This is a genomic window from Rhizobium sp. BG4 (assembly GCF_016864575.1).
Classification (GTDB): domain Bacteria; phylum Pseudomonadota; class Alphaproteobacteria; order Rhizobiales; family Rhizobiaceae; genus Rhizobium.
This window is the reverse complement of the sequence record NZ_CP044125.1, coordinates 2981938-3002425: the sequence shown is the minus strand read 5'-3', so window position 1 is coordinate 3002425 and position 20488 is coordinate 2981938. Positions and strand designations below refer to the sequence as shown.

Below are 20488 nucleotides of genomic sequence, written 5' to 3'. Positions count from 1 at the left end.
GTCCTTCATTTCGCAGCAAGCCTTCCCCAGATCGGGGCTTCGTTGAAATCAAGATTGTTTGATCTGACGAGGCCATGCCCTTTGCGAAAAGAGTCTTGAACCTCAAGCTGCTTGAGGTCGTAGGATTCGTCCGATTTGCCATCAAAGAGGAATTCGGAATGAAGCGCAGAGAACTGCTCGCAGGCGTCGCAACAATGGTCACGCTGGCCTCTGTTCCGCTGGATGTCGCCCTGGCGGCCGCGGAGGACGATCTGATGACCCCCGGCCCGCTGCCCGAAAAGGCTTTCGGCGATGAGAAGGCACCAGTCACCGTGGTCGAATACCTGTCGATGACCTGCCCTCATTGCAGGAACTTCCACACCGAGATGTGGCCGGAGATCAAGAAGCAATACGTCGACACAGGCAAGGTCCGCTTCATCTTTCGCGAGTTCCCGTTCGACCCGCGCTCGACGGCTGCCTTCATGCTCGCTCGCTGCGTTGGCGAAGACAAATGGTATCCCGCAGTGGACCTGTTGTTCCGCCAGCAGGAAAAGTGGGCAGCGGCCCAGGACGGGCGGCAGGCACTTCAGTCGACGATGGCGATCACGGGCATGGGGCAGAAGGAATTCGAGTCCTGCCTTACCGATCAAGCTCTCCTGGACAAGGTGAGCGCCGTTGCAAACAAGGGCAAGGCGCTTGGTGTGGATTCGACCCCGACATTCTTCATTAACGGGAAGAAGTATGCTGGCGCACTTCCGGTCGCGGAATTTGCCAAGATTGTAGATCCCCTGCTTCCGGCGGAATGACCATGAAGGTACGAGCAGCCATCCTGATCTCCCTGTTGACTGTCGTCCCGGTGCGTGCCGAGGACGGCAGTCCTTTGGCACGGGTAGATGGCGATGCGATTACGGCGAGCGACGTCGAGGTCGCGACCCGTCTCCTTGGCGACATTGATCAGAAAGACGCACAGGCGAACCAGCAGGGCGTCATCGATGCGCTGATCGAGCTGAAGGTTGTATCGAAAGCCGCGCTCGCCGAAGGGCTAGATGATGATCCAGCTTTCCGGGCCGAGATGCAGTTCTTGAAAGAGCGAGCGCTTCGAGCACTCTATCTTCGAAAGGCTATCGAGCGAAACGTCACAGACGATGCCATCCGCACCGCCTATGACCGCCAGGTCGGGGGGCTGAAGCCTGTGCCAGAGGTTAGGATTCGACACATCCTTGTCGCTACCCGGATGGATGCAATGCATATCATCGATGGTGTCAAGCACGGACAGCGCGCCTTCGAAACCGAGGCACAAAAGTCATTGGACGAAGTGACCAAGTCGAATGGTGGCGACCTGGGATTTCTCGCTGAAGACCAGATCCCTGTTGAATTTGCCACCGCGATCGCAAATGCCCGAATAGGCGACGTAATCGCCGCACCCGTGCAAACCCCGTTCGGATATCACGTCCTGAAGCTTGAATCGCGTCGTTCACGCCCGGTCCCGACACTTGACCAGGCGACACCTAAAATCAGGCACGCACTCGAGAGTGCCGCGGGCGTCGAGGCGGTCTCGGTCCTCAAGGCGAAGGCAAGCATTGAGGTTTTGAATGCCAGACCTTCGCCATCCGCCGCTGAATCGGATACTGATTAGTCTAAATCGAACGGCTCGCCGAGTTCGTCTGCAATAACCTCCACCGACGGATGATATGACGTTTCATAATTTGACCTGGCCGCGAGCAACATCATTGCGTCGCGTTGCTGCCCGCAGCGCGGCCATGCTTGCGCTTGGCCTTGCCCTCAGCGGCTGTGTCCAAACGGCGCTCGACGACCTGGGCGAAGCAGTGCCCGAGATATCCCAAAAGACCGCTGCCGAGATGCGGAAGAAGCGTATGACGCCTCAGGCACCAGTTCTGGTTCGTCTCTTCAAGGAGGAGAGCGAGCTTGAAGTCTGGAAGCAAGATGCGACGGGGCGGTACGCGTTGTTGAAGACGTTCCCGATCTGCAGGTGGTCAGGGAAGTTGGGACCCAAGAAGAACGATGGCGACAGACAAGCGCCTGAAGGATTCTACTCGGTATCGAAGGGAATGCTGAATCCCAAGTCTCAGTACTATCTGTCTTTCAATCTTGGCTACCCGAACAAGCTTGAAGCGGCACTGGGATACAGCGGCACGGCGCTCATGGTACACGGCGCGTGTTCTTCGTCAGGCTGCTATGCGATGACAGATCAGGGCGTTGGCGAGATTTATGCTATCGTGAAAGCTGCGTTGGATAGCGGACAGCCTGCGTTTCAGGTGCAGGCCTATCCTTTCAAGATGACCGCCAAGAACATGGCAGCCCACCGCGGAGATGCCAATTTCGAGTTTTGGCGCTCGATGAAGGTAGGGTTTGACGCCTTCGAGGCTACGCGGACGGAACCCCGGATTTCCGCATGTGGTGGGAAGTACGTTGTCAATGCTGAATTCAGTGGAGGCGTTCCCAAGGATCCTCTGGCCGCCTGCCCTGAGCGGACGGACACTATCAATCCGACGATCGCCGCAAAGGTCACGACAGAAGACGCGGCACTAACCGCGCTATTGGGGCAGGATGGCGCCACTCATGCAAACGCGTATGTCGACGGCGGCATGCATCCGAGTTTCCGAGCACTGCTTAAGGAAAACGGCGCAAAGAAGCTTGCTGCGAAGATCTCGAACATCGATTATCCGGTCAGCCGTCCCGAAGCAGCGCTTGCCGATCCATACGACGGCAAAGATTGAAAACCGCTCAGCGAACGGCGCCGACTGCGGTGTCGTCGTGAGGCTGGATGCTAACCCATCTACCGGAGTCGAATTCGGACTGCCGCTTCAGGAAAGTGTATTCCGTGTCGGACCACAGCTTCACATCCGGGCTGAGGTTGTCCAGGACATAGTCCCCTTGGTCCGTGCGTACCGTTAGCACAGCGTGACCTTGCCCATCGGGCTTGCGGAGAACTGTGATGAGCAGATCTGACGCGGACAGGCCTGCCTTGAGGAGCATCCGGCGCTTTTCGAGCGCATAGTCCTCGCAGTCGCCCTCATTGTCAGGGTATGTCCAGACTTCTTCCCTGCCGTAATGATCCAGATCAGTCTTCGGGGCAACACGCGCATTCACGTCGGCGTTGACTGCGACTAGCTCGTTCCATGCGGAAGCTGTCAGGCTCACCGGAGTTAAATCGTCAGAGCGAACGCGGCATTCATCCTGGTTGGTCTTGCAGAACTCATAGTGTCCGACAGGCTGCGAAGTAGCCTTTCCGGTGACCATCACAGGCCCAAGATGACCGGGACCCGCTACAGCCTGCCCTGCCCCGAAAACGAGCGTCAATGCAAGAAGATGACGTAGCACGCGATACCCCTGTCCACCCCAACACCAGGGTTAACAAACGGTAAACGACTCCCCAGGTCAAGAAACCGACCCGATATAGTTGATAGATGGTTAACGCCCGACAGTTGAACGCACTACGAATTTGAAGCTGCCGGAGAGGACGTCATTCGCATCTGTGGTCGCCGACCATTCGACTGTGTATTGCCCCTGCTGCAGGTAGCCGAAGACAGGCATGTGCAAAAGTGTGAACTCTTTGGTCGCGGCAGGCTGGCCAGATGCTCTCACCCGGCGGTTCTCATCGAAGATCCGGATTTGATGTCCACGCAGCCGAAGCCGCGTGGAAAACCTCATCTCGATCTCTGCTGGACCGCGTTCGACTATTTCGCCATTCCGCGGGATGGAGACGACGCCCCCTCTTTGCTCCGGCGGCGATCCGGCGGAGGGAGCGCCAGCTAAGGCGATGGCCGCGAAGAACGCAGCAACCCGTATCGAATTCATCATGCTGCCTTATCCACCGGGCCGCCGATCATTTCCTGCTCGACAGCATCGATCGTCGGACGCTCGTGCTCCGAGATCGTTTTTCTTCCATATTCGAGCGCGACCTGGGGGACTGATCCATTCATGTAGGCGAGAAGGGTCTGCTTGACGACGACATAAAGGCGATGCTGCTTTGTCCGAACCGTCTTGATCTGAGCGTTTATCGGAGCGCAGACCGAATAGGACAACAGGATGCCGAGGAAAGTCCCGACAAGGGCGGCGCCGATCAGATGCCCAAGCACCTCTGGCGGTTCATTGATGGCCGCCATCGCCTTGATCACGCCCAGGACAGCCGCAACGATGCCGATCGCCGGGAATGCATCCCCCATCGTCGTAAGTGCGTGATACGGTTTCAGCCTGTCGCTCAAAATCGTTGCGAGTTCCTCGTCCATCAGCGCTTCGATCTCATGCGACCGGGCATTTCCGATGATGATCAGCCGCACGTAATCGCAGATGAAATTCGTCAGCGACTTGTTCTTCAGGAGGGTCGGAGCGGCTTGAAAAATCGACGACTCCGATGGGTTGTCGATATGAGCCTCGATTTCGTTGCGGCTCTTCGTACGGAGGTCGCGCATCAGTGCGTACAGCACCCCTAGGACGTCGAGATATTGGCGCTCCTTGGGAACGGAATGCTTAAAGGCCTCTCCAAGTGCCTTCAGAGAGTCTTTCACGACCTTCATCGAGTTCGCCATTATGAAGCCGCCGATGCCCGCGCCTCCGATAATTACGAGTTCGAAGGGCTGGAAAAGAGCCGAAAGATGGCCGCCCATGGCCATGAAGCTGCCGACGATGCAACCGACTGTGATTACGAATCCGATGATGATGTTCATTGCTTTGCTTTCGCTCGGCGCCGCCGGCGTCGTGCACTACCGGTTCCCCGGTGCCGTGGCGCGATTATTCTGATCTTGATGATAAGGGATCAGGCGAAAGGTCTTGGCGGACGTGCTTGCACTTCGGGAGCAACGGCGCTCATGCTGGCATATGCGCTATTGAACCTGATAGCGTCGCACGCCCTCGCATCTTCGGATGAGGATGAAGAGACGACATAATTGTGGAGCGAGCAGTGATCGGCGCGATCGGATCGCGTCCCGCTCTCAGTAGTGCCGCGATGGGCGGCCTTGCATGGGCCAGAAAGCGAAAACTCTTGGGACGCCGGAGAAGCCGCCATAGCGTCGTCGCGCACCAGGCTGAAGCTGGTGCCGACTAGAATCGCAAGCAGCAACATGATTGCTGCGGCGATTGATCTGGCTGACGGCTTGCCCATTGGATTCCCAAAGTTGACCCCCAGGTGTGTATGCACTGTGGCTTGTTCGGACCTTGCGACCCTGCAACCCCTCCGCTACATTCCCGGCGTTCCCCGGAGGAGGATAAGGCCATTTCTAGCGAGCTTGCGACCACCACCGCCACAAACCCGTTGGGACTCGCGGCTGGAGGCCCGCCCGCGATAGTTACGGTCACGCTTCCCGCAGTGCGTCAGGCGGAAGCCCAGGAAATCGCAGGCAAGACGTCTCTCGACACCATGGAGCCGAGTTCACTCGTAACCTTCGGCCAGGAAGCTCTTTCCGGCTTTGGCATAAAACTGGACTCTATCCTGTCCCAGATCACGAATGCACAGTCCCCGGTGCTCTTTGACCTCTTCCGCACAATCCGCGATGGCGTGAAGGGGGCCGATCTCGAAGCCCTGGAAGCTGACATCCGGGAGAAGCTCAAGGGTGGGTTTATCGAACGCATCCTTGTTTCACTCGGCCTTCGCGACCCAGCCGCACGTCTCAAGAAGGTTTCCGACGAAGTGCGGGGTATGCTGCAGAGCAAAGCAAAGTCGCTTTCCGAATTGGTGCGCCCGCTCGAAACGAAGGTCGATGAGGAGAGTGCCAAGCTCGTGGGTGAAGTCTCGCGCATGAGCGGGCTTGCGGACGCCTACAAGGAAGCCATCGTTTCGCTTGGCGTCTACATTCTGGCGGGTCGCGAAATTGTCGGGCAAGCAGAGAAAGATCTGGATCACCTCAAGCAGGAGGCCTCCGGCGGCGACCCACTTCGAGTACAGGCCGCTCGGGACCATTCACAGAAGCTCGACATCTTTCGAAACCGCATCTTGGTCTTGGAGAACGCGTATGCCAAAGCTCCCTCCGACCTGGATTCCATCGGCATAGCGCGAGGCGCAGCTCTCGCGACCTTGGCCGAGACCGTCTCATCTGCAAACGCTGAGTTTAACGACATCAAGTCTGTTCTCATCCGTCTGCACGTCCTCTTCCAGATGCAGTCGATCCAGCAGATGAACGATATGCGCCGGGAGCTTCGCGCATCCCTGCAGAAGTATGGAATGGACGTTCTCGAGAATGTTTCCGTGACCGCCTCGCGGGCCTCTGGCGAAAACCGACTGGCCGATGCGGACCTCGTCCTCCAAACGGCCCAGCGCCTTCGATCCATCGCTGACAAGGTCGTCGCCGAAGGAGAGAAGAACAAGCAGCGCTATGCCGAGGCGCGGTCGAAACTCGAGCAGGCGCGCCTACTTACCACCTACAGACCGAGCTAATTTCACGGAGCAGGCATGGCCACGTTCAATCTCGCAAAGGGACAGTCCTTTCAGATTCAGAAGGAAATGGAGCTCGTTCATTCGGGCCTTGTCTGGGATCCGCCGGAGGGCTCTGGTCCGGCGTTCGATCTCGATGTCCACTGCTTCGCTCTCATCCATCCGCGAGGCGACGCCAGCCGGGCGCGCCTGTATAACGATGGTTCGCACGCACTCTGCTACGCTTTTGTGAGAGGACCTGGGAATCCGGAGGGTTCCCTGACCAAGAACGCCGATGGCTCTTTCCAGACGAACGACGGCGCCATGTGGCACGAGCGCGACGACCGCACAGGACGTGGTGGCCCCGCTCTGCGCGACGAAGACGAAGACGAAGACGAGGCCAACGACCATCATGGCGAGGGCTTTCGCGAGGAGTTCAAGATCGTTCTGGCCAAGCTCCCGGAAGACGTCGCCGAACTTGCCGTTTGGGCCACGATTCATGATGCTGAACGCAAGCGCCAGGACTTTGGCAAGGTGAAGAACGCCTACATCGAAGTCTGCGATGCCATGGATGATGAACTTTGCCGCTACCAGCTCACTTCGGAGTTTGCGGGAAAAACGACGATCCAGGTGGCTTCGTTCTTGAAGCAACAGGACGGATCCTGGAAGTTCCATGCCGTCGGCGCCGGGTCCAATGCGGGCCTCGGCGAAGTGATCAACGCTTATCTTTCGTGACGCCAAGCCGTGTCGCCGCCGAAGAAAAGTCAGGAAAGACCGAAGTCGCCGAAGATCCCATTCGGAAGGGGCGACGACAAGCGGGCCAGCCCAGTGCCATTCGTGCCTTTTGGATCCGCTGCGCCGCCTCGCGTCCCCAGCGACGGACCACGCATCGTGGGGGTGGAGCTGTCCGGCGTCGGATCAGCTGCTCCCCGTCCGATCTTCAGCATTTCGATGCCAATGCACCTAGCGACATGGTGATGGCGGCCGTGGGCCTTGTCGAAGGCATCAACCTCGACGATGACGAATTTGGAGATGTTGTCGGCTTCGGATCGCAGCTTCAGATGCAGCATGGCAGCATTGCAGAGAGGCAGCTAGCTTTGGTCGACGACCACCGCGTGGCTGATGCCAACCGATTATCCCAGGAACTACTACAGCACCTGGAAGCCTTGAAACCCGACGACCTCTTTCGAACCCGTTCCAAGCTGCTGGCCAGCATTGCCACCGCCCTCTCCGGGAGCGCGACGTTGGAGCGTTATCGAGAGGAGACGGTCGAAATATCAAGGATTGCTCGATCGATCGCCGAGCTCACTCCAACTCTCGTCGAAATGGAGAACACCGCCGCATCGCTGAAGAAGCGTTGGAAGAGGCTCGCTGCAAGCGTTGATGCGCATATATTGGCAGGACGCTTCGTCATCGCATACATCGATTCAGTTGCCGACGACAAATCTCAACACTACGGATCCCAGAGGGACGCGCTTGAAACCCGGATCGGCTCCCTGGCGGCCACATCCAGCTCACTGGTTGTCGGGCTGCGCACGCTTGAGGCCGTCCACGCATCGCTCATCGACGCGCGATCTTTCGCCGAAGAACTTGTCGCCCGCGACCTGCCAGCTTGGCAGACGGCTGTCGGCGCAGCATTTGCGGCTCGTACGAATGACCCTTCGGCACCGATCGATCTCGGTGACATCTCCAAACGATACCTGAAACTGATCGCCATGATCACACGAAAGGAATCCCGATGACCACATTCAGATTGCAAAAGCCCGAGGAAGAGGTGCGTCGGGTGGGCTTTGTCCTGGAAAAGCAGGGAATTCACGAACGCATCCCGGCACAGGTCGGTCTCAACATCGATGTGTCGGGTTCAATGTCGGAGCTGTTCAAATCGGGAACGGTGCAATCCGCCCTTGAACGCGTACTGCCGGTAGCGCTCTATTTCGATGATGATGGCCGCATCGACACCTGGGTTTTTTCGAACGACGAACGCATGGCGTCTCTGACACCTGTCACCGCGACGACCTATCAGGGCTACGTCGAGCGCGAAATCATGGAGAACCGTGCACTGAAGCGCGTGCTCTGGGGCGGCACCGACTACGCTCCTGTTATCCGATCAAACTTGATGACCTACGGCCTTTTGGAGGAGCACGATGCCGGCGGTCTCCTTGGCATGATCTTCGGGCAGAAAAAGGATACTTTCGGGGAGGAAACCAGATCAGGCACCCCAGCTATCAACTATTTTCTGACCGATGGCCTGAACAACGATTATGACGCGGCGTGGCGCCTGCTTTCAGAGGCGGAACATGCAGAGTCCCAGATCTATTACGTGATGGTGGGTATCGGCGATGACAATTTTCGCTTCCTGAGGGACGCCGCGGAAGAATTCCCAAATGTCGGGTTCGTCAGCGCAAGGGATCTCGGCGAATTCGTGGGTGGCGATGACGCCTACGAGAAGCTCCTGCCTGCCGAGCTTTGCTCTTGGCTAAAGCACGAACATGAAGGCGAAGACGATCACCATTGAAGGATCGGGCGCCGCCACGATTTTGGCGGCGCCCTGCCCAATCAGACGAGGTAACGCTCGCCTACTGCCTCCTCCGCCACCAGGACTGGATGTCTGCCCGCGATCACATCGGCATCGTTTCGGAAGATCGTGACCTTGAGAATGTGCCAGCCCTCGTCCGTCGAGAATGGCTCATGGCCCCAGCGCACCCACGGCCACCCTTTCTTCGAGGGGTCGCCATTCCAGATCTCTCTCGCGTTTGAGAGGATGGGCGTAAATCCCGAGGATGCCAGCAGCCGATATTTCAAATTCTGCTCGACCCCATCAATGACGAGATATCCGCCCGGACGCACGAGCGTCATGAGGTTCTGCAGGCACCGTGCCGCCAACCCGTCATCCATCGGCCCGAGGACGTTGTTGGCGAGAACTACGTCCTGACGGCCGATGCGCTTGACAAGATTGCGATCCGACGCGTCGGAGACCAACCATTCCACATCCTTCTTCAGATGCGCACGGACGTGCAACGAACCGTCGGCCTGCGGATAGAGAATGTTCAGCAAACCAGGCGCCTCATGAACCAGCACCTCCGGGCGCCCGCTTTCGAAGACCGAATTGGTGGCGCTACTTTTGCCAGGCCAGTAGACACCGTTCCTGGCCGCATCGACCACATCGGAAGCGAGATCGATTCCGAAAGCTTGAATTCTGGCGTCCGGGGCCGCCGAGCGGACCATTGCGATCACCGAGTACAGTTCGGCTCCGGTGCTGCAGCCTATCGAGGTCATCCGCAACGGGCGCGAAGCGGCACGTTCGACAGCAAGATGGGCCACGGTGCCGACCAGCGACGGATTGCGCATGAACTGCGTATAGTGGGACTGGAAGCGCATCGTTTTCGATGTGAAATGCCGATAGATCCATCTTCCGACCCGCCGTAGCAACTTTGTGTTTTGGGCTGGTTCTGGAAGAAGCTTCCATGTCAGTCGACCGCAGCGACGCAAGATGCGCGGCAGGATTCTCTGTGTGTTGGACGTATTCATGTTCGACTCCCACGTTCCCGCTGCCGCCGATTTCACGGACTGGCGAGGAACCTTATTGAGATGTGAGGACGCGGCGTCCGATCCGAACGAGCGGAGGCCGATCCACGACGAGGCATATTGGGAGTCAGGCTATAGGAGGTCTGTGCGGGGACGATATTGCCGGAGGAACGAGTTCAGTCTGTTCGCTGGGGATGAATATCCGCTGCACCTGCTGGAAGGTTTGAATCTGCCAGCTCAGAATGGCGGTCGCCTGGCACGGCGCCGCATGATCCTGAGATATGGTTCCATCGTTATGCTGTTCTTCGTTCGAAACGTAGACGCACGATGTGAGTTGTGCCGCCGACGTGTCCGCGAGCATTATGCGGCTGGCGATGTTGCCGGGATCCTTTAGATACTCGCTTGAGGGAATCACAGAAAGCCCCGAGATCGCCAGTGCCGCGGCGACAAAGAGGACAATGTGATCCCAGCAAAACATGCGTCGAAGCGAAATCATGCCCAATTCTGGTCCGGAAGCGCTTGCATGCCTATTCCGCCAATCGAGGTATCAGCGGCTTAGACTCCAGAGCGCGCGGCGGTGCAAGCGGTAGTTGGATCGACCGAGGCATACCGGAAGTGTTCCTTACAGCCTGATAGACTTTTTGATGCCGCCAACTATCGTGTCTCGAAGATTCGTCTGGGCAGGCACACAGTGACCGATAAGCGTTATCAAATTTTCATCAGCAGCACTTTCACAGACCTGCAGGCGGAGCGTCGTGCGGTTCAGGATACGGTGATCTCGATGGGAGACTTCCCTGTCCAAATGGAGTCGTTTCCCGCAACCGACCAGAAGCAGATGGATTTCATCACGCCGCTGATCGAGGAGTGCGATTATTACATCCTCATCATCGGGGGGCGCTACGGGACCGTCGATAATTCCGGCCTTAGCTTTACTCACCAGGAATTCAGGTGCGCGGTCGAGAGGAATATCCCGGTTCTTGTAATGATTCACGGCAAACCAGAGGACATTGCTGCCGGGAAATCAGAAACAACTGATCTCGGACGCAAGAAGCTTCAAGAATTCATAGAAGAGGCCCAACAAGACCGGATCCGCAAAGCGTGGGAAACCCTTGGTGATCTAAAGCTCGCAGTCCGCGAAGCTCTCGATCATGCAAAACGAGCGAAGCCCCGAACGGGTTGGGTACGGGGTGACACGATCGCGGCCTTCGACGCTCTCGAAGAGCTGAACGAAGTGAGAAAAGAGAACGAGAAGTTCAAAGAGGTTCTGGGGAACCTCGCAGTTGACATCCCCTTGCCTCGAATCCCCGCGGCTGATGCGATGACCACTCTGACGCTAACGCCGTTGTCGATGACCACGAGATCAGGCGAGAAGCGTGAGGGTAGCTCGGCGAAGGTCAGAGGGTCTTGGATTTCGTTCTTTCCCCTGCTCTTCTCGAGCCTTGAAGTTCGGAACAACGACTGGCAGGGCGAGTACTACTGGCACATCGACCATGAGAAATCCTGCGTGGCTTTCGGATCCGCCATCGCTGCCGAGTTGGCGTGGGTAGACACTACGAGTTTGTTCTCGGTTTCCCGCGGGACGCTGAACAGGCTGATCGCATACTACACCGAGGCTGGGCTGATGACTTCAGCGAATGAAGGCGAAAGTCCATTTACCGAAGTCGCTCAGCGCATAGCACGGCGCCACCACATCGTTGGCGAAGCATCTTCGTTTGAAGTCGTCGACGGCGAGGTTTCGGTGAGAGTGATATCCCCTTTTGATGCCGACGAAGACAGCAGGATTCCCTTCTGAACTCCAGCGTTTATCCTAGGCAGGCCAATCATCCGGAATTAGTTAGCAACATTGGGTGATCATCTGCGGGATCAGGGTCTGCATGGTTTGCATCCCTCAGGAAGTGCGCGGCTTCGACGAGCGCCACGGTGATTTCCTCGGTGCTCCAGCAAGCTTGGTTTGCAGAGGCAATCAGCTCATCGAAAGCATCCCTAGCGATCGATTTCGCTTGCTCGAAGCGCTGGGTCGGACTTTCGTTGGCAGGTGATGGGAACTGCATCGGCGTTTCTCCGTGTGTTGCCATGGATGACTCCGGCTGTGGCGCGCAGTTCCCCAATTCGATCTTCCAATCGCTGGCAATCGCAGCTGGGAAAATCTTGCCTTTGTTCTCTTTTTGTTTCAAAACAGGGATATGGAAGATCGGACAGCTTACTGGCGCAACAGCATGCGGTGGCTCTCTCACTACCGAGACCATTCGGTCGCTGTGCGCTGCGCGTCCTGCTCCATCCGAAAGGTTTTTAGGGTCAACAGCATCGTCGACCGCATCGGGGACGTCAGCGTCGATTCTGCGCCCGTTGCAATCGCCCGGGCACTTAAATGCGACCGTGTCGACCGAAGCGACTACAATAGGTGCCGTCTCGAAATTCCGCTGAATGCCTATGAGCCGCTCAACAAGGTCCCTTCCCGGCTCGAATTCCTCAAGTTCCCTCCGGAAGCTCATCGCTTGCCAGAGATGAAGCTTCAAGACATCCCTGAGTGGTATGTGCTGTCCGGATTCTGCAAGTGCGGCCATTTCAGGAACGTCGATATCAAAGCGCTCCGCAAGATTTACACGCCCGAGACATGGACGGGGGACATCGCGCGGTGCCTAAGGTGCAAGCGGTGCGACAATGTGAAGGACAATTTCTTTATCTATCAGAAGATGTTGCGATGATGGCCTCAGGTCAGCGAGCGGTTGGCATGACTATCGGACTACAGTAGCTTTGAGCCCAATGGAGGATCGCAGTGCATGTGCAATCTCTACAGGATGGAAGATCGCGATTGGATCACCAAATGGGCGTCCGATGTCGAAAGTCTGGTGAATCTGATGCCCGCGTATCAGGTCAACCCTGATCAGTTCGCCCCCATCGTCCGCAACACTACCGATGGCCGGAAACAGCTCGTCCACGCCCGTTGGGGCCTGCCCTCCCCGGTGTTTGTCCAGAAGAAAGCCGCCGAAACCCGCGCTGCCAAACTCGCGGCCAAAGGCAAGGCTATCGATATGGACGAGCTGATCCGCATGGAACCGGATCGCGGTGTCACCAACGTGCGCAAGCTGAACCTCCCTCATTGGCGTAGGTGGTTCGGCATCGAGCACCGTTGCATCGTCCCGGTCACGACGTTCGCCGAGCCGGACCCATCCAGCAAGGAACACGGCGGCACGCCGAACGCATGGTTCGGTAGGAACGAAAGCAGCGAGCTGATGTTTTTCGCAGGTGTGCATGTCCCCGGCTGGAAAAGCGTCCGGAAGGTCAAGGACGGCATGACCACCGACGACCTCTATGGGTTTCTCACCACTGATCCGAACGAGGTCGTCGCTCCGATCCACGAGAAGGCAATGCCAGTCCTGCTGCTGACCAAAGAAGAGACCGACATCTGGATGCGCGCGCATTGGGATGAGGCCCAGCATCTTGCCCGGTCGGCGCCGAACGATGCAATCCGGATCACCTCTCGCGAACCGTATGGCTCCACCATCATCGACAAGACAGGCGAGCTGATGAAGGAACCGGATCTTTTTGGCTAAGCACAGTTACTGCCTTCCGGCAGACCGGAGACACCCGCGTGATAGGAATGCTAGATTTTCTGATGGACGTGCGCGACGAGGTCGTGCGCATTCTGCCCAACGTCAAATATAGTAGGACGATATCTCCTAACCTTCTTCTCCTATCTCTGTATGCGACGATCATCGAGCAGATAGACAGTATCATCGTGCTACGGCAGAGAGGCATGTCGGCAGGCGTCGATGTAATTCTGAGAGCTGCTCTCGAAGCCTATGTGGACTTGAAAAACCTTGCAGCCGATCCTGGCTACCGTGACATGATGATGGGCGAATTTCATAGGCAGTGGATCAAGCTTGCCGAAGCTGGAGTGAAAGGCGGCAATCCTTACCTTGCCTCGTTCAGTGGCAACGAGGAGGCCTCGAAGCGCCTGGCCCACCATAAGGCCGAGGCAGCAAGGCTCCCGTCCACACTCAGCGTCTTCGACCGCTTCCAGCTCGCCGGACTGACGAACGAGTATAGGTCGATTTACAACAGCCTCTGCAATGAGAGCCACAACAATGTCCGCGCGCTGATCAACCGCCACTTCCGGACTGGTGAAGACGGCCAGCAACACCTCTCGATCTTCGAAGACACCGACAGCAACGCGCTGTCAGCATCGCTCGATGGCTGCAACACGATCCTGCTCGGCAGCACGGCGATCATACACCATCACTTCAAGTCGGAATGCGAGAACGATGTGAACACCATGTATCGCCGGTGGCTTGACATGCGACAAATCTGGGAGGCCGAGGCCGCTAAGAGCGAGGCACCTGCGGCATAGTGGCGAAGACATCCAGAAGATTTTGAGGAAAACGAATTGATGAACGAGCATGCAACACGGGTTCTCGACGCCTACCTGGACGTAGACAAGCTTGCGGTGCCTCATGCGGTACTGATCGAAGGGAGCTGGGGCAGCGGAAAGACTTTCTTCCTGCAAAAAATCTATGAGCCCGACCGGATCCGCAGAATCCAGGCGGAAGAGCGCAACCATGTCCCGTTTCTTTTTGTCAGCCTGTTCGGAGTGTCATCCGCCAGCGAAGTCGAAATGCGGATCTACAAGACGGCCTGCCCGGCGGAAGCAGTGGCAGGGACGATTGCAGGCACGATTGCGCTCGGCATTGGAGAATTCTTGCGTGTGAAGGATGCAACGAAAAGCGCGGTCGAGAAGATCGGGAAGAAGGCGATCAAGCGGCTGAACGACTTCGTCTTCGTGTTCGACGATCTCGAGCGCGTTGAAAAGGAGGCCTTTGGCGAGGTCATGGGACTGGTGAACTCTCTCATCGCTGAGCACGGTCGCAAGGTGATACTTGTGACAGACGAGACCAAACTGACGAAGCTGATCGACACGGGCATTTGGAAGGACCAGAACGAAAAGATCGTAGGTAGAAGAGCAACGATCGAAGCCGACCTCGCAAGCGTTATCGAGAATTCGATCAAGGGCCAGCCCGGTGGCGCAGCCAAACTGCTAATTGGAGAACACCGTGACGCCTTGCTGGAGATCGCACAGGCTTCTAAGGTAAAAAACCTGCGCAACCTGAGCTGGGCGATGCACAATGCGTTCGCCTTTGCAGACTGCCTCCTGGCGGACGGCGACATTTCCAAACATCACGATCACGTCGCCAAGACGGTAGACATCGTGGTCGCGACCACCCTCTGGATGCGCGCCGGCCTGTTAAGCTCCGAGGCGTTGGGTAGGCTTCCCGGCCTCTCAATGACATTGGCCGCCCGATCCATTGGCCGCAACAAGGAGGAGCCGATGGCCCCTCAACTGCAGCAGGCGAAAGACTTCTCGGACACTTTCGCATCGCTGCCGATAGACGCTCCTCCGATCGACTATGCGTTCATCCAAGGATTCGAGCAGAGCGGCGTACTCGATCGCGAAGAACTGAATGCTTGGATCAAGTCGCAGTTCGGTTTTGGAAAGGAGTACAAGGAACCCTCGTGGCGCCGCCTGTGGCAGAGCCACGAGCGATCCATCGCCGAAACCGAGCAGGCCATTGAGGATCTAAAGGAAGAACTTGCTCGACGGGCGTATGCCAGGTACGGGGAAATTCTACAGGCGGCGGGGCTCGTCATCCGGCAAGCGGACGCCGGCGACCACAGCCTAGTCGGCAACGTTGACATCGTTGAATTCTTCCAAGGTTATATCGACGACGTTGTCGGCGAGGATCGGCTCGAACAGCGTCAGCTTGATCGCTTCTCGACAAACTTCGACAGCTTTGGGAGCCTTGGCTTTTATTCACGCGAAACGGACGAGTTTCAGCGGATATTGAAATACCTCGTTTCGAAATCTCAGGCTGCGGCCGACGAGAATCTGCAGTCCCGAACAGAAGACATCCTAGCGAGGGCAGAAGCCGGTGACCACGACGCCCTGTTCGCCTTTATTCGACAGGACGATTATGAGTTCTCCACCAAGCCCGTGCTCGCAAAGATCCCCCCGGAAAGACTTGTGGCATTCATGGCAAAGGATGTTCCCGAGCTCAATGCGGGCATCAAGCTTCTTGCATACCGCTACCATTACGTCGGACGAAACAGCCCGCTATTTCCGGAGATTGAGTGGGCTCGCAATGTATGCACCGCCGTTTTCGCCGAGATCGAGAAATGGCCCGATCCGCACAATGCGATGGCGATCAAGTCGATCCAGGAACTGATCCGGCATTATGATCAGGATAAGGAACCGGAAGACATGCTTCTACCCCCAGAGGAAATGAAGACATAGCAAAGCCAATTTTGCGACGGCGAGAGGGGAGACTCGGCACCTGTAGATTTGAAATGTAGAAGTGCTTTCTGAGGAAGCGAACGGCAGCGGCCTCGCCTCAAGCAATAGCACATTATTCGCTTGCGAGCCGCTTGGTCATTTCCTCAACATGCTTTTTCACGGCGGCCAGCAAGCCTTCTGCCACCTTTTCCACCAGCGATGCCGGCCCCTCGTCCCAGCCTAATTTATACCACCGCCGCACAGCCTGTTCGCCTTCGGTATCAAACGAGTCCCAGTCGGTTCGCGGGTGAGTTGTCACCATTTCAAACACGTAACAATGCTCAAGGCTAGGTGCGCAACTCAATACCAGCGTGAGGCGCTGAAGCGTCCGGAACCTCGGAGTGAGCTTCAACGTAAGCTGCGCACGTTCGAGCGAGCAGTTCAGCCTAAGATCAAACTGTTCGATGTAGTCCTGGTTCCAGGCCGCCATGAATCCGGCACTCAATGTTTCCAAAGGCGTCGGCTTTCGCTTCTTCATTTTGACTTCTGCAGTAACCAGTCTGTCCGGCCGCTTTTCCCGCGACAGGACTCGGATCATGAATTCCTCGATCGTAGGCTCGTCATAATGCGCTTTCTCAGTGACTTCGGTTTCAAAAAGCTCGGTGAAATCAACGAATTTTGCTCTCGCCTTAACACCATCAAAAAGGGAGGCGATTAGCTTTTTCGTTTGGTCGGCCGAGCCTATTCTTTCCTCGGCGGCTAACAGTAGTTGCAGTGCTGTGGGCGGCTCGGGCAGATCGACCGCAATGTCGTCTTCGGCGCCAACATCCTCAATTGGCTGACGAGTTGCACCTAGGCGCGATGCTATCGCAACTCGAAATTCATCCAACTTTTTGGCGTCGTCGACCAGCGTCTCGCGGCCCGTTCCCTGATATACGAAAAACGGCGTTTGACCGTCGTTGTTGATGAAGCTGTCGCGCAGGATGTTCGAGACGTCCGTATAGTAGACCGCGCCGTCTGTTTTCTTGATGCTCGCCTCTATGAAAGCCTGGGTATAATCGCTGAGCGTCTCGCCCCCCATCGAAGGCTGGTCATACATCGACGAAGCGAACTGGAACACGTTTTTGAAACCCTCGCTTACGAGCGGGGGAGGTGGAAGATCCTTCTTGATTAGAGGCATGCCCGAATAACAAGCATCGATCACTACGACCAAGGTTGTCGGCGAAGCCGATCGAAAAAGGCCGTGAAGCTCCGCGTGCGACATCCCCGTGTCGTTCGGTCGCCGCGAATCGAATTTGGTTCCACAATAGTAGAAGTTGCCATCTAGCTGCGAACCATGGCCGGAAAAATAAAAGAATACCTCATCCTGCTTCTCTTCAGCAGGTAGCGCAGCTCTTACAGCCTCACGCATAGAGTCCGCATCGAAATCGAAACAATCGATAATTTTCTCGAAGCGACCTGTCGCAGCCAGCAACTCTCGCATTGCCATCACGTCGTTGCGACCGCAAGGCAGATCGTTTTCACTAGCATAGGTAGCGTTTCCGACGAGGATTGCAGTCGATGCCATTGTGCTCTCCATCAACTCCATCAGGACGACATTCGATTAGCGGCGCCCCAAGATTGATCTACTTGCACAATGATTCTGTTGTTCTGACAAGTATAACCGGTTTGCGCAGCATAATCGTTGATGGCCGTTTCTGCCGGACAATATCAACGGCTCTAGGAGAGCCAGACATCGAAATACCGCTGTGTCCAAGCCTAAGGCATGTCCGTGGATGGGTGCGCGATGGCGAGGCGCTCGATTGATTTCGCAGACTCAAGTCCATCTGCTACATACTTTTCTCCAAGATAAAAGGCGTTAGAGCGCGTCAAGTGCGGATAGAAGTGTAGTGTCTGTCACCAGAAACAATCACTATGTGCCGCAGTGGCATCAGACGCGGTTCCTCCTGCCGGGAAGAGACACGCTCTCCTATCTCGATTTAAAACCAGCTATGCATGCGAAGGGTGACGGCACTCTCGTTCCCGGAAAATCGCTATTCCAAACGCCTCCGGTGCGAGCATTCTGCACACGCGATCTATACTCGACGTTTTTCGGAACTGACGTCAACGATGAAATCGAGCGTCGTCTTTTCGGGAATATCGACGCACGCGGCGCCGACGCTGTTCGGGCATTTTGCCGCACGGACCAGAGCGCTTGGCACGATCATTTTCAAAACCTCTTCGAGTATCTCGACATCCAGAAACTGCGCACTCCTAAAGGGTTACAATGGTTGAAAACACAGTATCCCGAACTGTCACAAAACGAATTGATGCAGGAGATGCAGGGCATCCGAATGCTCAACGTCACGACTTGGACCACCGGGGTTCGCGAGATTGTTTCGGCCGAGAACTCGCCGACAAAATTCATACTGACCGACCATCCCATCACAATCTACAACCACGCCACGCCCCCAAAGATCGTCGGAATGACTTCTCGGCAGATCCCTCTATCGCATTGAAGGCGTCGCAGACGATCTATCCCTTAGGACCAGATCACTGCTTGATCCTGACAAATCTCGAGTATGCGAAGGATCCATCCACCAATCCTTTGGAAAAGCGAACATTCGCCAGGAATTTCCAGCGAGCGCTGGTGAATACCATCAACTTTATTCGGACCCGCCGCCTCACAGAGACGCAGGTGATCGAGATAAACTTCATCGCCAAGTTGCAGGCCAATCGATACATCGCCGCCGGACAAAATGAATGGCTGTATCCAGAAACTTCGGTGGCCAAGTCCTGGCGGGATCTTCGTGAGACGTTGCTGCCACCCGCAGATGAACTTTTTCATTTTGGTGGCGAAATGTACGTCGGATATGAAGGTGGTCGCGTGCACTACCAGGATCAATTCGGCAGAGAAGAGGAACCACGACCCTGGCTAACCAAAAACTTACCGAAGGCGTCTCCGAAAAACCGGGAGATCTGCCCTTGCGGCAGCGGTATGAAATTCTCGCACTGTTGCAAGCTTAAACCGTCCCATCTGAGAACAAGCTGGAGTGAAAAAAGCATCCGAGAGCGAAACCTCATGTTCATGACGGGCATCGAGAACTTGCTGGAGCTGAATGGCAAGGATTGGGACGATGTCAGGTCCGAAATGACTGACGAGAAAATCTCAACGCTCTACAGGATCTATGAATCCCTCTGGCCTCGCGAGACCGATCTTCTTTCGCTACTGCCCAAACCCGATGGCACCTTCAGATCGGTCTACACCGGATCTCTACATCCCAAGTTGATAGGCGAGTTTGCCCTTGGATCGGTAGTGTATTTTGGCGAGATAATCCTCCAGCACCCGTTTACCAACCCCATGTCGCTTCGGGAAGACATGAGACCAACCCACAATCCGAGCGCCTACCGTGGGGAGGTCTTGAAGTCTCTGTTGACTTTCGTGAGCGTCTTTCCGTTGGTCGAGCAAGGTTTAGTGCACCTCATACCCGACCCCTGGGACTTCGACCTTCACTTGCGTGACCAGACGATGAGTATGGCCGAAACACGACGCAGCGGCATCAGATTTGATCGGGACGTCGACCCACGTCTGGATGCAGTTGTGAAGGAAGATACGCAGCGCATGTTCATGGGATTGCCAGACGAAGCTCTAGTGTCGCAACTGGCGAAAGCGCCAGGCGTTAACCCATCCATCAGCACAGATGACTTTATCGCGCATGTCAGGGAAATGCGCCGACGGGATCCGCTGGGGGTACTCCAAGATAATAATATCGGCAATGGCGGGCAGCTCAATGTCCTGAAGATGGCACCGAACTTTGAAATATCGATGTATCTAGCCCAGGCAACGGGCGCTCAAATTTTGACCGACAGCCGGTTCAGATGGATGGAACTGCAAGGTGCATTGAACCGTCGCCATCTAGGCGCCGAGCCTGCATTGGAGAAACTGCGGACCACCATGCTCTCCAGTCCGTTCCGGTTTCCGGTCGGGTCCGCTCCGATCATGACACTCAAGAGCAGGGAAGGGTTCGGCGGAGTTTCATCAGCGCTCAGCAGTGCCTATCGATATCTTGCGAACACTAAACCTGGCGCCGCAAAGCCCAATTTCGAATCTCAGCTTGCGGCCCGGTTCGAACGCGGAAAGCGCTTAGCGGATGCCGCGATCGAGCGCGCGCAGGTTCCTCACACGCTCGGTAGAGCCAGCAGTATCTTTCGGCTCGGAGGATTGCAGGACAACACCGTTAATCGTCTGCTGCTTATGTCAAGCTCGGAACATCACCTTCCATCTGTACCCATGGCTACTTACATCAGCCGGTGGCCGACGCCAGATACCTGATCGGATTGAAAGGGCGCAATCCTGCCATATGTCGAAA

20 protein-coding genes are annotated in these 20488 nt (G+C 56.4%); 13 read left to right on the top strand and 7 right to left on the bottom strand.

Going from position 1 to position 20488, the window contains the following annotated elements; all coding sequences use genetic code 11:
* The first annotated feature begins 95 nt into the window (after window positions 1-95).
* The 3 genes from F2982_RS15060 to F2982_RS15050 are packed head-to-tail and all read left to right on the top strand — an operon-like array spanning window position 96 to window position 2717.
* Complete coding sequence (locus tag F2982_RS15060; RefSeq protein WP_348652506.1) at window positions 96-785, top strand: DsbA family protein; 690 nt, start codon at window positions 96-98, stop codon at window positions 783-785.
* 2 nt (window positions 786-787) lie between these two features.
* The gene (locus F2982_RS15055) at window positions 788-1615 is read left to right on the top strand and encodes a peptidylprolyl isomerase (RefSeq protein ID WP_203428305.1); all 828 of its coding nucleotides are present in this window, start codon (window positions 788-790) and stop codon (window positions 1613-1615) included.
* A gap of 55 nt (window positions 1616-1670) precedes the next feature.
* A complete protein-coding gene (locus F2982_RS15050; RefSeq protein ID WP_203428304.1) occupies window positions 1671-2717 on the top strand; it encodes a murein L,D-transpeptidase family protein in 1047 nt (348 codons plus the stop codon).
* 7 nt (window positions 2718-2724) lie between these two features.
* On the opposite strand, the gene F2982_RS15045 is transcribed toward F2982_RS15050, so the two are convergent.
* The 3 genes from F2982_RS15045 to motA form a co-directional block, all read right to left on the bottom strand.
* Complete coding sequence (locus F2982_RS15045; RefSeq protein WP_203428303.1) at window positions 2725-3240, bottom strand: transglutaminase-like cysteine peptidase; 516 nt, start codon at window positions 3238-3240, stop codon at window positions 2725-2727.
* A gap of 171 nt (window positions 3241-3411) precedes the next feature.
* Window positions 3412-3801, bottom strand: coding sequence for a copper resistance protein CopC (locus F2982_RS15040; protein ID WP_203428302.1), 390 nt, complete (start codon window positions 3799-3801; stop codon window positions 3412-3414).
* Complete coding sequence (gene motA / locus F2982_RS15035) at window positions 3798-4667, bottom strand: flagellar motor stator protein MotA (protein ID WP_203428301.1); 870 nt, start codon at window positions 4665-4667, stop codon at window positions 3798-3800. The genes F2982_RS15040 and motA overlap by 4 nt, the downstream gene beginning before the upstream one ends.
* Before the next feature lie 638 nt (window positions 4668-5305).
* On the opposite strand from motA, the gene F2982_RS15030 reads away from it, so the two are divergent.
* The 4 genes from F2982_RS15030 to F2982_RS15015 all read left to right on the top strand — a co-directional run bounded on the left by F2982_RS15030 (window position 5306) and on the right by F2982_RS15015 (window position 8861).
* Entirely contained in the window at window positions 5306-6370 is a 1065-nt protein-coding gene (locus F2982_RS15030; protein ID WP_246777456.1) for a toxic anion resistance protein, read from the top strand.
* Window positions 6371-6385: 15 nt separating this feature from the next.
* Complete coding sequence (locus F2982_RS15025; protein WP_203428299.1) at window positions 6386-7081, top strand: TerD family protein; 696 nt, start codon at window positions 6386-6388, stop codon at window positions 7079-7081.
* Window positions 7082-7323: 242 nt separating this feature from the next.
* Complete coding sequence (locus F2982_RS15020) at window positions 7324-8088, top strand: hypothetical protein (RefSeq protein ID WP_203428298.1); 765 nt, start codon at window positions 7324-7326, stop codon at window positions 8086-8088.
* Window positions 8085-8861, top strand: a complete 777-nt coding sequence (locus F2982_RS15015; RefSeq protein WP_203428297.1) for a VWA domain-containing protein — start codon at window positions 8085-8087, stop codon at window positions 8859-8861. The genes F2982_RS15020 and F2982_RS15015 overlap by 4 nt, the downstream gene beginning before the upstream one ends.
* 41 nt (window positions 8862-8902) lie before the next feature.
* On the opposite strand, the gene F2982_RS15010 is transcribed toward F2982_RS15015, so the two are convergent.
* Window positions 8903-9874 (bottom strand): CheR family methyltransferase, encoded by a 972-nt coding sequence (locus tag F2982_RS15010; RefSeq protein WP_203428296.1) that lies wholly within the window; start codon window positions 9872-9874, stop codon window positions 8903-8905.
* Window positions 9875-9998: 124 nt separating this feature from the next.
* The gene (locus F2982_RS15005; RefSeq protein WP_203428295.1) at window positions 9999-10367 is read right to left on the bottom strand and encodes a hypothetical protein; all 369 of its coding nucleotides are present in this window, start codon (window positions 10365-10367) and stop codon (window positions 9999-10001) included.
* 195 nt (window positions 10368-10562) lie between these two features.
* Between F2982_RS15005 and F2982_RS15000 the strand changes: the two genes are divergently transcribed.
* Complete coding sequence (locus F2982_RS15000) at window positions 10563-11663, top strand: DUF4062 domain-containing protein (RefSeq protein ID WP_203428294.1); 1101 nt, start codon at window positions 10563-10565, stop codon at window positions 11661-11663.
* A gap of 28 nt (window positions 11664-11691) precedes the next feature.
* Here F2982_RS15000 and F2982_RS32175 read toward each other — a convergent pair whose 3' ends face one another.
* Entirely contained in the window at window positions 11692-11922 is a 231-nt protein-coding gene (locus tag F2982_RS32175; RefSeq protein WP_203430080.1) for a hypothetical protein, read from the bottom strand.
* 729 nt (window positions 11923-12651) lie between these two features.
* Between F2982_RS32175 and F2982_RS14990 the strand changes: the two genes are divergently transcribed.
* The 3 genes from F2982_RS14990 (at window position 12652) to F2982_RS14980 (ending at window position 16160) form a co-directional block, all read left to right on the top strand.
* Window positions 12652-13425, top strand: a complete 774-nt coding sequence (locus F2982_RS14990) for an SOS response-associated peptidase (protein ID WP_203428293.1) — start codon at window positions 12652-12654, stop codon at window positions 13423-13425.
* Window positions 13426-13487: 62 nt separating this feature from the next.
* Window positions 13488-14222, top strand: a complete 735-nt coding sequence (locus tag F2982_RS14985) for a DUF5677 domain-containing protein (RefSeq protein ID WP_203428292.1) — start codon at window positions 13488-13490, stop codon at window positions 14220-14222.
* Window positions 14223-14261: 39 nt separating this feature from the next.
* A complete protein-coding gene (locus tag F2982_RS14980; RefSeq protein ID WP_203428291.1) occupies window positions 14262-16160 on the top strand; it encodes a P-loop NTPase fold protein in 1899 nt (632 codons plus the stop codon).
* Window positions 16161-16272: 112 nt separating this feature from the next.
* Here F2982_RS14980 and F2982_RS14975 read toward each other — a convergent pair whose 3' ends face one another.
* Window positions 16273-17706: a caspase family protein gene (locus F2982_RS14975; protein WP_203428290.1), complete on the bottom strand. Its 1434-nt coding sequence runs from the start codon at window positions 17704-17706 to the stop codon at window positions 16273-16275.
* Between the two features lie 322 nt (window positions 17707-18028).
* Between F2982_RS14975 and F2982_RS14970 the strand changes: the two genes are divergently transcribed.
* Window positions 18029-18637, top strand: coding sequence for a hypothetical protein (locus F2982_RS14970; RefSeq protein WP_203428289.1), 609 nt, complete (start codon window positions 18029-18031; stop codon window positions 18635-18637).
* Window positions 18638-18678: 41 nt separating this feature from the next.
* Entirely contained in the window at window positions 18679-20451 is a 1773-nt protein-coding gene (locus tag F2982_RS14965; RefSeq protein WP_203428288.1) for an SEC-C domain-containing protein, read from the top strand.
* The last annotated feature ends 37 nt before the right edge of the window (window positions 20452-20488 follow it).

What these genes read in the sequence shown, in the direction of transcription:
- F2982_RS15055 (WP_203428305.1), top strand. Translation starts at nt 788, where the DNA reads ATGAAGGTACGAGCAGCCATCCTGATCTCCCTGTTGACTGTCGTCCCG.
- F2982_RS15050 (WP_203428304.1), top strand. Translation starts at nt 1,671, where the DNA reads ATGACGTTTCATAATTTGACCTGGCCGCGAGCAACATCATTGCGTCGC.
- F2982_RS15045 (WP_203428303.1), bottom strand. Translation starts at nt 3,240, where the DNA reads ATGGTCACCGGAAAGGCTACTTCGCAGCCTGTCGGACACTATGAGTTC.
- F2982_RS15040 (WP_203428302.1), bottom strand. Translation starts at nt 3,801, where the DNA reads ATGATGAATTCGATACGGGTTGCTGCGTTCTTCGCGGCCATCGCCTTA.
- motA (WP_203428301.1), bottom strand. Translation starts at nt 4,667, where the DNA reads ATGAACATCATCATCGGATTCGTAATCACAGTCGGTTGCATCGTCGGC.
- F2982_RS15025 (WP_203428299.1), top strand. Translation starts at nt 6,386, where the DNA reads ATGGCCACGTTCAATCTCGCAAAGGGACAGTCCTTTCAGATTCAGAAG.
- F2982_RS15020 (WP_203428298.1), top strand. Translation starts at nt 7,324, where the DNA reads ATGGCGGCCGTGGGCCTTGTCGAAGGCATCAACCTCGACGATGACGAA.
- F2982_RS15015 (WP_203428297.1), top strand. Translation starts at nt 8,085, where the DNA reads ATGACCACATTCAGATTGCAAAAGCCCGAGGAAGAGGTGCGTCGGGTG.
- F2982_RS15010 (WP_203428296.1), bottom strand. Translation starts at nt 9,874, where the DNA reads ATGAATACGTCCAACACACAGAGAATCCTGCCGCGCATCTTGCGTCGC.
- F2982_RS15005 (WP_203428295.1), bottom strand. Translation starts at nt 10,367, where the DNA reads ATGATTTCGCTTCGACGCATGTTTTGCTGGGATCACATTGTCCTCTTT.
- F2982_RS32175 (WP_203430080.1), bottom strand. Translation starts at nt 11,922, where the DNA reads ATGCAGTTCCCATCACCTGCCAACGAAAGTCCGACCCAGCGCTTCGAG.
- F2982_RS14990 (WP_203428293.1), top strand. Translation starts at nt 12,652, where the DNA reads ATGTGCAATCTCTACAGGATGGAAGATCGCGATTGGATCACCAAATGG.
- F2982_RS14985 (WP_203428292.1), top strand. Translation starts at nt 13,488, where the DNA reads ATGGACGTGCGCGACGAGGTCGTGCGCATTCTGCCCAACGTCAAATAT.
- F2982_RS14980 (WP_203428291.1), top strand. Translation starts at nt 14,262, where the DNA reads ATGAACGAGCATGCAACACGGGTTCTCGACGCCTACCTGGACGTAGAC.
- F2982_RS14975 (WP_203428290.1), bottom strand. Translation starts at nt 17,706, where the DNA reads ATGGCATCGACTGCAATCCTCGTCGGAAACGCTACCTATGCTAGTGAA.